The sequence below is a fragment of the Falsiruegeria mediterranea M17 genome (assembly GCF_900302455.1).
GTDB lineage: Bacteria > Pseudomonadota > Alphaproteobacteria > Rhodobacterales > Rhodobacteraceae > Falsiruegeria > Falsiruegeria mediterranea.
The window spans coordinates 140,126-152,639 of sequence record NZ_ONZG01000006.1; the positions used below are offsets into that span (position 1 = coordinate 140,126).

The window sequence follows — 12,514 nt, forward strand, 5'->3', positions numbered from 1 at the left end:
GACAGGCCACAGACGGGACCACGCCGCGCGCAGCGCGGCGCCCGACCCAAGGCCGCTAGCGGGTCTGACGTAGTCAGGTCCGCTCGGGCGCGGGAGCGCTTCCCTTGCCCGGCAGAGTTACTCTAGCCGGATATGCGCCATGATCTGGCCGTGGTCCGAGGCGAGCTTGTTATAGGGCGCTTCGGGGTGTGAGCCGTCCGTCAGATGATCGTTGAAGACGCTGTAATACTCCATCTCGCCCATTGATTTGCCCCAGGCGCCGTCAAAATGGCGCGACATGTAGATCTGATCGATGCTTTCATAAACACCACCAAAGGCCGCCGTATAGACCATGTCGCGCAGGGATTTGCGCACGAACATCTTCTCGGCCGAGCGCAGCCGAACCCGGTCAACGGCTTCTGTGATCTGCTCATTCTCTTCGCGTGAATAGCGATCATTGGGGGCCTTGGCGTCATGTCGCAGCATCCACGAGTAGTTCTTGAACGGATGCTCGCCCGAGATGATCTCGGAACTCACCGCATGTTCACCATCGTTGAAGTCGCCCAGAACCATCACTGGGTGCCCCTTGTCCAGCTCGGCCACGATCTCGCGCCGCAGGACCCAGGCCTCGGCCATGCGACGCAAAGCCGAGCGCAGCGCACCCATGGCGCGGCCGACCGGGTCGTAAGCGGTCAGAACGGCCTCGGGGGCAAACTCTGCGCCTTCAGGACGGACGAACTCTCCCAGCTTCGATTTCAGGTGGCAGTTGAAGACAGTGATGACCTTGCCCCCAACCGGCACGCGAACCTTCAGGATCGGACGTGAGATGCGGGTCAATGTGTAGTGACCAGCACCTTCGTCACCGCCCAAAACAGACATGGGGATGCGCAGGGGCTCGGGCAGTTCCTGTATGATCTCCGGCTTCTCAGCAAAGCCAAATCGGGACAGCACCGCCAAACCGGGGCGTCGCTCGCCCGGGCCGCCATCTGATGCGTTGGCGGCGAAGGCCAGAGCAGCATCCTTGTAGCCACCAAAGGCCAGTTTCCGAAAGATTGCCTTCTTGTGATAGCGCTTCGAGGCATCCGGCAAGTTGGCCTCGTTGGCCTGCGCACCACGGAGGTCGGTCTCAGCAATCACATCGCGCAACGCCTCTTCTTCGAAAATCTCCTGAAAACCAACGATGTCGGCGTCCATGGTCAGCAGTTGATCTGCCATCCAATCCTGTTTCCAGGCGTACTCTTCAGGGGTGTATTTCTGAAACGTGTAGTACTCCTTGTCCGCGCCGATCAGGTTTTTGACGTTGAAGGATGCGATGGTGAACCGGGTCATGCGAAACGCTCCAGGGCCGTTCTGAAGATATCGGCGTCCACATTCCCGCCCGAGGCGACGGCGATCACAGCCTCACCTTCGATCTGATCCTGGCGGAACAGCGCTGCGGCCAAAGCCACGGCCCCGCCCGGTTCCAGCACGATCTTGAGACGTGAAAACGCCAATGCCATGGCGTGCAGCGCCTCGTCTTCGGTGACGGCCAAGCCCGGGCCACAGCGTTCGTACATGATTGGGAAAGTGATCTCGCCCGGTGAGGGGGTCAGGATAGCATCACAAATATTGCCTGAGGTTGCCGGGTTCTGTTCGATCTGGCCTGAGGCCAGCGAGCGTGTCACGTCATCAAACCCCATTGGCTCACAAGGCCGGGGGCGCAGATCTGGCGCGTGCTCTTCCAGCGCCAGCGCAATGCCCGAGGTCAACCCGCCGCCACCACAGCAGACCAGAACGTCGCCTTGGGTAACGCCGTGCTCGGCGGCCTGTTCCGCGATCTCCAATCCTGTCGTGCCTTGGCCCGCAATCACTTGCGGTTCGTCATAGGGCTTGATCAGCGTCAGCCCGCGTTCCTGCCGCAGCCGCTCGCCGATCTGTTCGCGGCTTTCGCTGCCGCGATCATAAAGCACCACCTCGGCCCCCAGTGCTCGGGTGTTGTCGATTTTCATCTTTGGCGCATCCGACGGCATGATGATCACGGACGGCGCACCATGTTTGGTGGCGGCCATGGCAATGCCCTGCGCGTGGTTGCCCGACGAAAATGCCAGAATGCCGCGCGTGCGGGTGTCCTCATCCAACGCAGAGACAGCCGACCAGGCGCCGCGAAACTTGAAACTTCCTGTGTGTTGCAGGCATTCGGGTTTCACGAACAGCCGCCGCCCGGCCAACTCGTCCAGAAACGGAGAGTTGAGAAGCGGCGTGCGCCGTGCGTGGCCCCTAAGGCGATCTGCGGCGGCGTGGATCATGTCAATCGAGCTCATAAGGCGCGCTCCAGAATACTGCGGATGAGGGAAAGGGATTGAGGCTCGTCCAGGAACGGAACGTGGCCCCGATTGGGGATGACCGCCGTCAACATCTCGGGGTGCCGGGTTTGCATCTCGGCCAAGGTGCCTGGTTCCAGAATATCCGAGTTTTCGCCTCGGATGACGCCGGTGGGTAACCCCTTGAGGGCCTCGAACAGCGGCCAGAGGTCCGGCACAGGGCCAGCCGCGGCCTGCTCGATCAGCGCATCGCGCAGTTTCGTGTCATAGCGCAGGGCCAATCCGTCCGGTTTCTCTTCATATTGGGTCTCGACCTGTTGTTGCCAGACCTCGGCCGGGACATCAGGGAATTGCGGTGCAAGCGCGGCGTGCATCGCCTTGGCCGCCTCACCATAGGTTTTGGATACGGGCGCTTTGCCCACATATTCCATGATCCGCGCGATGCCTTCGGGGCTGACCACCGGGCCCACGTCATTCAGGATCACGCCTGCCAAACGCTGCGGCTGCGTCGCGGCAAGGGCCATGGCGATCAACCCGCCGCGAGAGGTGCCCAAAAGGGTCACGCGTTCAAGGCCAAGGTGATCCAACAGTTCGATGGCGTCCTGCCCTTCGCGCATCACGTTGTAGTTCATGTAGTCGGGGTCATAATCTGATTGCCCGCGCCCGCGATAATCCATTGTGATCATGCGCAGATCTCTGACATGCGGGGCAAGGTGGGAAAAATCCCGTTCGCAGCGGGTCAATCCCGCCAAACAAAGGAGCGGCTGACCGCTCCCAGTATCGCTGTAATGAATGCTTATGCCGTCCGAGGTGGTGAAATCGGCCATCAAACCCCTGCCAGTTGCGGTATGCTCGTGAGGTCGGACAGTACATGTGCAGGCGTCCATGGCAAGCGGTCCATCGGCTCGCCGGCGCGATTGACCCAAGCGGTGGTGAACCCATAGCCGCTGGCCCCGGCCGCGTCCCAACCGTTCGAGCTTACAAAGAGCACTTCGTTGCGCGCACAGCCAAAGCGTTGCCCTACAAGATCATAGACGCGACTGTCCGGTTTGAAGATGCCGACACTTTCCACAGACAGTACGTCGTCCAGCACATCGCCCACACCCGCCGACTGCACCGCGCCATCCAGCATCGCGGGCGAGCCGTTCGACAGGATCGCGGTTTCCAATCCGGCATCCTTGAGAGCGCGCAGCATCTGCGGGACTTCCGGATAGGCTTGGAGCTCCCAGTATAGATCGAGCAACCGTCGGCGCAGCGCCGCATCGCCATCAAGGCCCGATGCGTCCAACGCCCAGTCCAGCCCGTTTTGGGTGACGTCCCAGAAATCGGTGTGTGCGCCCGTGATGGCGCGCAGCCAGGTGTATTGCAGCTGTTTCAAGCGCCAATGGTTGGCAACCTCCATCCACTTGTCCTTGAGCGCGGCATGCGCGGGCTCGGCAGCGGCCTGTCGCGCGGCAGCGGCCACGTCGAACAAGGTGCCGTAGGCGTCGAATACGCAGGTTGTGATTGCCATGATGTCCTCTCCCTCAACTCCGGGTCGCAGCGTTGCACAGGCGGGCCAGGGGGAAAAGCCCCGAACCTTTACATTGGCGTGAGGGTCCGTCAGGGTGCGCCATCTTTCAACTCCCACTCGATCGGAGACCCTATGACCAAGGTCAAATCAGGCGACACAGTGCGCATCCACTACACCGGAACCCTACTGGACGGCAGTACTTTTGACAGTTCTGAGGGGCGTGATCCGTTGGAGTTTGTGGTGGGCTCGGGTCAGATCATCCCTGGTTTGGACAAGGCGCTGCCCGACATGGAAGTGGGCGAGAAGAAGAAGGTGACGATCGATTGCAAAGAGGCCTATGGCCCGATCAACCCCGCCGCCCGTCAGGCGATCCCGCGCGAAGGCATCCCCGATGACATTCCGCTGGAGATTGGCACTCAGTTGCAAATGCAGACCCCGGACGGTCAGGCGCTGCCTGTAACTGTCGTCGAGGTGGATGAGGCCACGGTGACACTGGACGCCAACCACCCGCTGGCGGGCCAGGATTTGGTGTTCGACTTCGAGATCGTCTCGATCAACTGATCAGCTGTGGATTGGGCGGGCGGCTCCCGCCCGTCGGAAGCGCCCCTGAAGGGGCGCGCCCTCCCGTTGGGCCGGGCCTCGCTTCGCTCGGCCGTTGGTTGGTGCTTTGTTGAGATCAAAACGCTTTTGTGGCCAGCTTAGTGAACGACACTTGCTGCAGACGGGGCAGCGCCGCGCGCAGCGCGGCGCTCGGCCCAAAGCCGCTAGCGGTGCCGACGCAGTCGGGATCGCTCGGGTGCGGGAGCACACCCCCGAAGCGGCCAAGCGCAACACCGGTGCAAGGGGTGGGGGCTGTACCCCGGAAGTATTGACTTGGTCGCAATATGCGCGTGCGCTCAGTCGCCTAAAGTTACGCCGCCTCTGCGTACGGGAATACGGCTGCGGGGCATGGACGACACAATCGGGACCGCAGATGTGTCGGATTGCTCGGCCTCTCTGCCAAACACGTTGCCGGCCTCGGGTAGGTTGAGGCTGTCCAACCACGAAGGACCGCGGTCTGAGGGTGACTGGGAGGCAGTGTCATGGACCTCCACCTGTTCAACGACCGGATGTGCCGCGGGTGCCTCTATCACGTCTGTCGTCGATGCGATTTCGATCTCGACGACCTGAAGCGTGTCTCCTCGCGCGGTCGATCCGAAAAACAGCTCGTGTATCTGAGGAGAGGACGCCAGTACCATCGCCATCAAGCCCCCGCATCCGGTCAGCAGTGTGGCTTTCAACCCGCGCAAGGGGTTGGCGTTTGGCTTGGGATCGCGCATTTGGGCGCTGAGAATGACATCAGGTTGGGTCATGCAATGACCATGACCCGCAACCTTGGCAATCAAAGGGCGGGGCGGTGGCAATCTTCTGCAGGCCCCGCCGCCTCAGAATCACATGCTTTCAGGCTGCGGCATGCCCAAGACGTGGAAGCCGCCGTCGACGCGAATAATTTCGCCCGTTGTGCAGGCGCCCGCGTCCGAGGTCAGGTAAACCGCTGTGCCGCCAACCGCCTCGAGCGTCGCGTTTGAGCGCATGGGCGCGTTGCTGTCGGCGAACTTGAAGGTCTTGCGCGCGCCGCCGATGGCCGCTCCGGCCAGGGTCTTCATTGGTCCGGGTGAAATGGCGTTCACGCGAATGCCCTCGGGACCCAGATCATTGGCCAGATAGCGGGTCGCCGATTCCAAAGCGGCTTTGGCCACCCCCATGACGTTGTAGTTCGGGACAACCCGGTTCGACCCGGCATAAGTCAACGTCAGAAGGGTGCCGCCGTTGTCCTTCATCAAAGGATGCGCGCGGCGGGCCACTTCGATAAAGGAATAGGCCGAGATATCCATCGAGTTCTTGAAGTTGGCCCGTGTGGTGTCCAGGAACCGTCCCGTCAGCTCGGTTTTGTCGGAATAAGCGATGGCGTGCACCAGAAAGTCGATGGTCGGCCAGCGCTCACCCAATTGGGCAAAGGCCGCGTCCAGTGACGCATCATCGGTGACATCCACATCCACCATGAAATCAGAACCGACGCTTTGCGCCAGAGGTTCCAACCGCTTGCCAAAAGCTTCACCCTGATAGGTGAAGGCCAGCTCGGCGCCGGCCTCAGCCATGGCCTTGGCAATCCCCCAGGCGATCGAGCGGTCGTTGGCGACGCCCATGATCAGCCCGCGTTTGCCCTGCAATGCTCCGGTCATCGGATTATCCTTTGTACTTGCTCAGGATCATCGATCCGTTGGTGCCGCCAAAGCCGAAGCTGTTGGTCATGACCGAATCGAGGCCTGCGTTTTCGACCAACTCGGTTGCCACTTCGCCCGGGTTGATCCCCTCGGCCAGAGTTTCGACGTTGATCGAGGGAGTAATGAAATCATTGTCCAGCATCAGTAGACAGAAGATCGCCTCAAGCGCACCAGCTGCGCCCTGGGCATGACCGGTCATCGACTTGGTCGAGCTGATGGGCGGCACGTTGCCCTCACCAAATACACGGCGCACGGCCTCAACCTCACCCACGTCACCCACCGGGGTCGAGGTGCCATGTGCGTTGATATAGCTGACCGTGCGGTCTTCGGGCAGGGTAGACACGGCCAGGCGCATAGCACGTTCTCCGCCTTCACCGCTGGGGGCGACCATATCGTGGCCGTCAGACGTGGCGGCATAGCCGGTCACTTCGGCGTAGATCTTGGCACCGCGGGCCAGAGCGTGATCAAGGTCTTCGAGAACGACGATGCCGCCACCGCCCGAGATTACGAACCCATCGCGGTTTTCGTCAAACGCGCGCGAAGCTTGGTCGGGCGTGTCGTTGTATTTCGAGCTCATCGCGCCCATGGCGTCGAAGAGGCATGAGAGCGTCCAATCAAGTTCTTCGCCGCCGCCTGCGAACATCACGTCCTGTTTGCCCAGCATGATCTGCTCAGCCGCATTGCCGATGCAGTGCAGCGACGTCGAACAGGCCGAGGTGATCGAATAGTTGATGCCCTTGATCTTGAACGCTGTCGCCAGATTGGCAGAGATGGTCGAGCTCATGCACTTGGGCACTGCAAATGGGCCGATCCGTTTTGTTGCGCCAGTTTTGGCAACCACCTGATGCGCAGTCAGCATGGCACTGGTGGACGGGCCGCCCGATCCGGCGACCAGACCTGTGCGCACGTTCACGACGTCATCCTCGGTCAGGCCTGCATCGGCGATGGCCTGGCTCATGGCGATATGGGCATAGGCCGCACCGGGGCCCATGAAGCGCAGCGTGCGTTTGTCCACGTGCTCCTTGATGTCGAGCTTCAGCGTTCCGGCGATCTGGCTGCGAAAGCCGTGTTCGACCATCTCGTCACTTGCGACGATCCCGGATTTGCCTGCCTTCAGTGAGGCTACGACCTCTTGGGCATTGTTGCCGATCGATGAGACAATGCCCAGACCGGTGACGACGACACGACGCATGAAAGAACTCCTCTGCTGCGTTGAGCATGTTTAAGACAGTGCAAGAGGCTGAGCAAGCGATTAGACTTCGGGGCTGCGCGCTGTCGATAATGTACCTGATCTTGTGGCTGGCAGGCTGTGAACCGGCTGAAAAATTGCCGCGTTGATTTGCCCAAATGGGGAAAAAGATGCACTTTCTGAACATAACTCGTGAGACGGTATGCAAGGAATGGACGGCAAGCAATTCGATAGGCAGATGTTCCCGGTTTTGCAGGAAAAAACCTTCCTGCTTTGCGTCGGAGCAGCCAAATGTGCGACCAGTTGGCTGCACGATTATCTGGGAAGTAAACCCGAGGTAACCGTCTCGCCGCTCAAGGAAGTTCATTTCTTCGATGCGCGCTATCCGGTTAACGCGCTTGGGGACGCGGATGACTTTGCGATGACCCGACTGGATTTTCACCTACAGCAGGCGGGGCGCGCTGCTACAAATCTAAAAGACCGGCCCACATTTCAGGCCAGCGTAGACCGTGCTCAAATGATTTATGACGATAGCGCCTACTTCGCTCATTTTGCGCGCCTGTGTACTGGCGAAACGACGTGTTGCTGTGATCTGACACCGGCATATTCGGTGATCGGTGCCGACGGCTTCCACTTTGTCAGAGATTTCTTTGCGTCGCAGGATTCAAACTTGAAGCCTTTGTTTCTTATGCGCGACCCGGTAGACCGCTTCTGGTCACAGCTCCGGCACATGCAACAGATGAACCCTGATCGGGACGTGATTGGAAACTGGCGAAATGCAATCACCGCTCCGGCTTTGCTGGCGCGTGCAGACTACAGGGGAGTCGTTACGACCCTGGATCGTATCTTTCCCAGCGAGAAGCTTCTTTACCTGTTTTATGAGACCATGTTCGAAACCGATCACGCGCTGCGCGACCTGTGCAGCTTTGCCGAGCTTCCTTTCTCTCCGGGGGTGCCGATGAGGGTGAGAAACGAAACGACATTCAAAGCCGCGATACCAGAACGGGTGCAGGCTGCTCTTCTGCATACTCTCCGCCCTCAGTATGAATTTTGCCGGGAGCGCTTCGGTGCAAGGATCCCCGAAACGTGGCTCTCCTGAGCCCTTCCAGATGGCCGACTCGACTTTTGGGTCATTTTTTGATAAACTTTGCTTCTTTCAAAGTCTCCGAAATCTGCTTGGAAACCGTTCGATTCAACGGGCGGGTAAGGTGTGCTTGCTGATTTGCAGAGTTAAATTTTTTAGGAGGAAACACCCAATGCCAGAAGACGCACTAATTGGCTTCCTTTTCTTTACGACGGAAAATGACCTGTCCATTGTGAATGAGAACGCAAGGAAAAATGCAACGGAACACCTGGTCAACGAAGTTGCGTTCCGAAACGCCTTGGAACATCTCGATAACGCCAAAGATGCAGTTCGGGATGCGACATTCCGTAAAGTTCGTGGTGAAGAGCAGGAATGGCCCGACAATGTGCCGCCGGATCCGGGCGACACGGACGACTTTTTTCTGCTCTAACTTCGAAATTTAGTCAAGTTTGCAGAAAGGACATCTGGCGTATTCCAGTGTCCGTCAAGCATGTGTCAGGGGCGTTTGGACAATAGACCTCCAACGCCGCTCGGGATGTGTGATGGCGTCATTTACTGCATCTGCCGATGCAATCGTCGGGTATGTTTCTGGTAACATACCTGAGCGTCTTGTCAGCGATTCTGTTGCGCCTAGGGTGCAAATTGTTTGGCGGAACCGCAGTTGTCACAGACAAAGGTCATACTGACCTTTTTCATAAGCCGAGGTATTAAGACGTGCCGTTATGCAGAGAACGGCAGCGAAGAGTGGTGGAGAACGATACGAAGGACGCCATTTGCGTCTTTCTTGTAGCCAAATGATTTGTCCACTTTGGTGACGTCGCCGTTCTTGTTCTTCAACATGACCCAACCCATCCACATCGCGATGTCCCCTTCGATGTATTCAGCTGAGGTTACGCTGTCTACAGACCGCCAGCCTTGGATCGCAAACCCGTTGTCCAGTGGATATTCCTCGGAATGGCCACAAAAGTAGGCCAGGGCACCTTCTTTGGTGGGGCGAAAGGTTTGCGGTCCGCTGGCCATGGTCGGTTTGAACAACACGGGCCCCAGGTTGTAGCCGTAAATCGCATCCAGATGCGCATCCGCAACCTGACGCGCCGCTTCAATTCCGCCTTCTTCGAAGGCTTTTGAAATGGCAATCTTACCCTGGCCCCAGGCGGTGCGGGCATCCGATAGATCTTTGTGAGTTATCGACACGACTTAGTCCTCTCTGTTGCAGGTGCGAAAAAGAGGCCCGTGAGCCTCTCATTCGGTATCGGTTTTTGTGTGGCCTCAGCTTTCGGAAAGGGCCACTTTCATGTCTTTGACCTGATAGATCACTTCGCCGTCTGCCTCGACGATACCGTCGGCGACACCCATTGTCAGGCGCCGGGTCTGGATCGCCTTGGTGAAGTCGATCTTGTAGGTCAGCATCTTGCGGTCCGGGCGGACCATGCCGGTCAGTTTCACTTCGCCCACGCCAAGCGCATAGCCGCGCCCCTGCCATCCGCGCCAGCCCAGATTGAAGCCGGTCAGCTGCCACAGACCATCCAGGCCCAAGCAGCCTGGCATGATCGGGTTGCCGGGGAAATGGCAGTCAAAGAACCACAGGTCCGGATTGATGTCGAATTCCGCCAGCACGTGACCTTTGCCATGTGCGCCACCATCGCCCGAAATCTCGGTGATCCGGTCCATCATCAGCATCGGCGGGGCCGGAAGCTGAGCGTTGCCGGGGCCGAATAGCTCGCCTCGGGCGCATTTCAGCAGGTCATCTTTGTCAAAACTGCTCGGGAATTGGGACATGCTGCCGCTTCTCCTGCCTGGGGTGTCAAATTTCGCTTTCGACCCTCTAACATCGCGCCTAGCTGTCCCGCAAGAGCCGGACGGGCGGATTGCGACGTCGGGTCCGCGCAGTTGCGAATGAATTTCATTTGAATTTACTGGGGGGACCGCCCTATATATACAATCAGCCATTAGCGAGTCTTGACGTCATGACACCAGATAGCAATCAGATAGCCACCGATTGGTTGGTCGACGCAGGTCTGCGTCCGACCCGTCAGCGCGTAACGCTGGCTGAACTTCTGGTGGGCGATGGCCGTCATCGTCATGTCACTGCTGAAAGCCTGTTCGAGGCCTCAAAGACCAAAGGTGCGTCAGTGTCGCTGGCCACGGTTTACAATACGTTGCGCGCCTTCTGCGACGCAGGCGTCCTGCAGGAAATCACTGTGGACGGTTCGAAAAGCTATTTCGACACCAACACGCATGATCACCCGCATTTCTATTGGGAGGATGAGGCCCGCCTGTCGGATGCTCCGTCCGATCAGCTGGTCATCCAACGCCTTCCTGATGCGCCCGAAGGGGTCGAGATTGCGTCGGTCGATGTGGTGATCCGCCTGCGCAAGGTGTGATCAGGGTCGCTGCCCTTTCAATGCATCTGTAAGTATCTTCATCGCATCGTCGATGACCGGGTCGCCGGGGCCAGTCCCGTGTCGTGTCAGGATCACAGGCTCGCGGGCGTCGCGATCCTGGATCGGAACCATCACCAAAGGCTGACCATCATAACTGTGACTGGCATGGGGCGCGGCATAGCTGATGCCGACCCCCTCACCATGGGCGGCAAGACTGCGCATAATTTCAAGTGACTGCGTGCGATGCGCCACCACCGGTGACAGCCCATGACGGCGAAACAGGCCCAGCATGTGTTGCGCCGACAACCCCTCATCCGACAGGATCAAAGGGTGCACGGACAGATCCCTGAGCGAGATACCTCGGCGCTCCACCAATGCGTGATCCGATGACAGCACCGCCGCGGGCCCTTGATGAAACAGCGTTGTGCGGCTGAAGCCCGCGTCCAATCCCAGGTCGTAAGTCACGGCGATATCGATGCTTCCATCCAGCAAGGCGCCAATCAACGGCTCAAAGGCGGCGGCGCGATAGCTGACCATCACCTTCGGATAGGCCCGTCGCAATGTCTGCAACGCGGGGGCGAGCAGGAATGGCGCAAGATCGGAAAAACACCCAAGCGTCAAACGCGTTGTGGCAGGCTGCATGTCCCGCCCGGTCTCAAGGCTGGTAGCGCGGGCCAAGAGCGCTTCAGCCCGGTCCACAAACTGACGCCCCTGCGGCGTGACAGCCAGCGCGGCGCCTCGTTTGCGGATGAACAGCGGATACCCGAGCTGCGCATCAATCCGGTCGAGCGCGTTGGACAATGCAGGCTGCGACACGTTCAGCCGCGCAGCGGCCGCCGACAGGCTCCCCTCGGCTGCGATGGCACAGGCATATTCATAGTGGCGGAGCGTTAGATATAACATGAAGTTAAATATGTCATTTCCAGATATGATTTGAAATGTTGTATTTGGCGAGGCAGACATTCATCAACAACGTGGATGGAGGACCCCGATGACGCACCCGCTCGTGACACCTGAGATGATCGAAACCTATCAGCGCGACGGCGTTGTCCTTGTTCCTGGCCTTTTTGCCGATCACGTCGACGCCCTGCGTGCTGGGATCGAGGCCAATATGGCAGAGCCTGGACCCTACGCGTCGGACAACAAGAAAGAGGGTCAGACCGGTCTGTTCTTTGATGACTATTGCAACTGGACCCGCATCCCGCAGTTCCGCGATGTGATCCATGCCTCGCCCGCCGCGCGGGTGGCTGCCGATCTGATGCAATCGGAAAGCGTGCAGATGTTTCACGACCATGTTCTGGTCAAGGAGCCCGGCACGTCGATGGCCACGCCCTGGCATCAGGACGGGCCATACTATTTTGTCGAGGGCCAGCAGACTGTCAGCTTCTGGTCGCCGCTGGATCCGGTGAAAGAGGCAACGCTGCGTTGCGTCGCAGGTTCGCACTTGTGGGAGAAAGAGGTTCTGCCAACCCGTTGGGTGTCGGAAGAGGGGTTCTTTGCCGACGAGGGCCAGTACATGCCGATCCCCGACCCGGATGCCGAGGGCATGAAGGTTGTCGAATTCGAAATGCAGCCCGGCGACGCGGTGGCGTTCAACTACAAGATCCTGCATGGCGCACGCGGCAATACATCAAACAGCCGTCGACGTGCGTTTTCGCTGCGTCTGGTCGGGGATGACGCCCGCTATGTCGAACGCCCCGGCCGCACCTCGCCGCCGTTTCCGGGGCATGACATGCAGCCCGGTCAACGCTTGCGCGAGGATTGGTTCCCGATGCTGATCGGTTGAGCAGAAGGGGGCGCA

The 12,514-nt window shown here is 59.3% G+C and carries 15 protein-coding genes; 5 read left to right on the forward strand and 10 right to left on the reverse strand.

Annotated features, from left to right (window positions below; translation table 11 throughout):
* Nucleotides 1-117: 117 nt before the first annotated feature.
* The 4 genes from TRM7615_RS13200 to TRM7615_RS13215 are packed head-to-tail and all read right to left on the reverse strand — an operon-like array spanning nucleotide 118 to nucleotide 3,792.
* A complete protein-coding gene (locus tag TRM7615_RS13200; RefSeq protein ID WP_108788262.1) occupies nucleotides 118-1,308 on the reverse strand; it encodes an endonuclease/exonuclease/phosphatase family protein in 1,191 nt (396 codons plus the stop codon).
* The gene (locus TRM7615_RS13205) at nucleotides 1,305-2,279 is read right to left on the reverse strand and encodes a threonine ammonia-lyase (protein WP_108788264.1); all 975 of its coding nucleotides are present in this window, start codon (nucleotides 2,277-2,279) and stop codon (nucleotides 1,305-1,307) included. The genes TRM7615_RS13200 and TRM7615_RS13205 overlap by 4 nt, the downstream gene beginning before the upstream one ends.
* Nucleotides 2,276-3,106 (reverse strand): alpha/beta fold hydrolase, encoded by an 831-nt coding sequence (locus TRM7615_RS13210; RefSeq protein WP_108788267.1) that lies wholly within the window; start codon nucleotides 3,104-3,106, stop codon nucleotides 2,276-2,278. Before TRM7615_RS13210 ends, TRM7615_RS13205 begins: the two co-directional genes overlap by 4 nt.
* A complete protein-coding gene (locus TRM7615_RS13215) occupies nucleotides 3,106-3,792 on the reverse strand; it encodes a haloacid dehalogenase type II (RefSeq protein WP_108788269.1) in 687 nt (228 codons plus the stop codon). The genes TRM7615_RS13210 and TRM7615_RS13215 overlap by 1 nt, the downstream gene beginning before the upstream one ends.
* A 132-nt stretch (nucleotides 3,793-3,924) precedes the next feature.
* Here TRM7615_RS13215 and TRM7615_RS13220 point away from each other — a divergent pair, with 132 nt between their 5' ends.
* Nucleotides 3,925-4,353, forward strand: a complete 429-nt coding sequence (locus TRM7615_RS13220) for an FKBP-type peptidyl-prolyl cis-trans isomerase (protein ID WP_108788274.1) — start codon at nucleotides 3,925-3,927, stop codon at nucleotides 4,351-4,353.
* A gap of 335 nt (nucleotides 4,354-4,688) precedes the next feature.
* Here TRM7615_RS13220 and TRM7615_RS13225 read toward each other — a convergent pair whose 3' ends face one another.
* The 3 genes from TRM7615_RS13225 to fabB all read right to left on the reverse strand — a co-directional run bounded on the left by TRM7615_RS13225 (nucleotide 4,689) and on the right by fabB (nucleotide 7,248).
* Entirely contained in the window at nucleotides 4,689-5,144 is a 456-nt protein-coding gene (locus TRM7615_RS13225) for a hypothetical protein (RefSeq protein WP_125133685.1), read from the reverse strand.
* Nucleotides 5,145-5,222: 78 nt separating this feature from the next.
* Nucleotides 5,223-6,014 (reverse strand): enoyl-ACP reductase FabI, encoded by a 792-nt coding sequence (locus TRM7615_RS13230; RefSeq protein ID WP_108788278.1) that lies wholly within the window; start codon nucleotides 6,012-6,014, stop codon nucleotides 5,223-5,225.
* 4 nt (nucleotides 6,015-6,018) lie between these two features.
* A complete protein-coding gene (gene fabB / locus TRM7615_RS13235) occupies nucleotides 6,019-7,248 on the reverse strand; it encodes a beta-ketoacyl-ACP synthase I (protein WP_108788280.1) in 1,230 nt (409 codons plus the stop codon).
* A gap of 199 nt (nucleotides 7,249-7,447) precedes the next feature.
* Between fabB and TRM7615_RS13240 the strand changes: the two genes are divergently transcribed.
* The gene (locus tag TRM7615_RS13240) at nucleotides 7,448-8,344 is read left to right on the forward strand and encodes a sulfotransferase (protein ID WP_235824092.1); all 897 of its coding nucleotides are present in this window, start codon (nucleotides 7,448-7,450) and stop codon (nucleotides 8,342-8,344) included.
* Nucleotides 8,345-8,501: 157 nt separating this feature from the next.
* The gene (locus tag TRM7615_RS13245) at nucleotides 8,502-8,759 is read left to right on the forward strand and encodes a hypothetical protein (RefSeq protein ID WP_108788282.1); all 258 of its coding nucleotides are present in this window, start codon (nucleotides 8,502-8,504) and stop codon (nucleotides 8,757-8,759) included.
* Nucleotides 8,760-9,049: 290 nt separating this feature from the next.
* On the opposite strand, the gene TRM7615_RS13250 is transcribed toward TRM7615_RS13245, so the two are convergent.
* Nucleotides 9,050-9,523: a metal-independent carbonic anhydrase family protein gene (locus TRM7615_RS13250; protein WP_108788284.1), complete on the reverse strand. Its 474-nt coding sequence runs from the start codon at nucleotides 9,521-9,523 to the stop codon at nucleotides 9,050-9,052.
* 75 nt (nucleotides 9,524-9,598) lie between these two features.
* Nucleotides 9,599-10,108, reverse strand: coding sequence for a bifunctional 3-hydroxydecanoyl-ACP dehydratase/trans-2-decenoyl-ACP isomerase (gene fabA / locus TRM7615_RS13255; RefSeq protein ID WP_108788286.1), 510 nt, complete (start codon nucleotides 10,106-10,108; stop codon nucleotides 9,599-9,601).
* A gap of 188 nt (nucleotides 10,109-10,296) precedes the next feature.
* Between fabA and irrA the strand changes: the two genes are divergently transcribed.
* On the forward strand, nucleotides 10,297-10,713 hold the full coding sequence (gene irrA / locus TRM7615_RS13260) for an iron response transcriptional regulator IrrA (protein WP_108788288.1): 417 nt from the start codon (nucleotides 10,297-10,299) through the stop codon (nucleotides 10,711-10,713).
* Here the strand turns inward: irrA and TRM7615_RS13265 are convergent, their stop codons facing one another.
* Entirely contained in the window at nucleotides 10,714-11,616 is a 903-nt protein-coding gene (locus TRM7615_RS13265) for a LysR family transcriptional regulator (RefSeq protein ID WP_108788290.1), read from the reverse strand. It abuts the gene before it with no gap.
* A gap of 88 nt (nucleotides 11,617-11,704) precedes the next feature.
* Between TRM7615_RS13265 and TRM7615_RS13270 the strand changes: the two genes are divergently transcribed.
* A complete protein-coding gene (locus TRM7615_RS13270; protein ID WP_108788292.1) occupies nucleotides 11,705-12,499 on the forward strand; it encodes a phytanoyl-CoA dioxygenase family protein in 795 nt (264 codons plus the stop codon).
* Nucleotides 12,500-12,514: the final 15 nt, after the last annotated feature.

Excerpts from the sequence above, each read along its gene's own strand:
- TRM7615_RS13205 (WP_108788264.1), bottom strand. The coding sequence starts at position 2,279 with ATGAGCTCGATTGACATGATCCACGCCGCCGCAGATCGCCTTAGGGGC.
- TRM7615_RS13225 (WP_125133685.1), bottom strand. The coding sequence starts at position 5,144 with ATGACCCAACCTGATGTCATTCTCAGCGCCCAAATGCGCGATCCCAAG.
- TRM7615_RS13240 (WP_235824092.1), top strand. The coding sequence starts at position 7,448 with ATGCAAGGAATGGACGGCAAGCAATTCGATAGGCAGATGTTCCCGGTT.
- fabA (WP_108788286.1), bottom strand. The coding sequence starts at position 10,108 with ATGTCCCAATTCCCGAGCAGTTTTGACAAAGATGACCTGCTGAAATGC.
- TRM7615_RS13210 (WP_108788267.1), bottom strand. The coding sequence starts at position 3,106 with ATGGCCGATTTCACCACCTCGGACGGCATAAGCATTCATTACAGCGAT.
- TRM7615_RS13215 (WP_108788269.1), bottom strand. The coding sequence starts at position 3,792 with ATGGCAATCACAACCTGCGTATTCGACGCCTACGGCACCTTGTTCGAC.
- TRM7615_RS13220 (WP_108788274.1), top strand. The coding sequence starts at position 3,925 with ATGACCAAGGTCAAATCAGGCGACACAGTGCGCATCCACTACACCGGA.
- TRM7615_RS13230 (WP_108788278.1), bottom strand. The coding sequence starts at position 6,014 with ATGACCGGAGCATTGCAGGGCAAACGCGGGCTGATCATGGGCGTCGCC.
- irrA (WP_108788288.1), top strand. The coding sequence starts at position 10,297 with ATGACACCAGATAGCAATCAGATAGCCACCGATTGGTTGGTCGACGCA.
- TRM7615_RS13265 (WP_108788290.1), bottom strand. The coding sequence starts at position 11,616 with ATGTTATATCTAACGCTCCGCCACTATGAATATGCCTGTGCCATCGCA.
- TRM7615_RS13270 (WP_108788292.1), top strand. The coding sequence starts at position 11,705 with ATGACGCACCCGCTCGTGACACCTGAGATGATCGAAACCTATCAGCGC.
- TRM7615_RS13245 (WP_108788282.1), top strand. The coding sequence starts at position 8,502 with ATGCCAGAAGACGCACTAATTGGCTTCCTTTTCTTTACGACGGAAAAT.
- fabB (WP_108788280.1), bottom strand. The coding sequence starts at position 7,248 with ATGCGTCGTGTCGTCGTCACCGGTCTGGGCATTGTCTCATCGATCGGC.
- TRM7615_RS13200 (WP_108788262.1), bottom strand. The coding sequence starts at position 1,308 with ATGACCCGGTTCACCATCGCATCCTTCAACGTCAAAAACCTGATCGGC.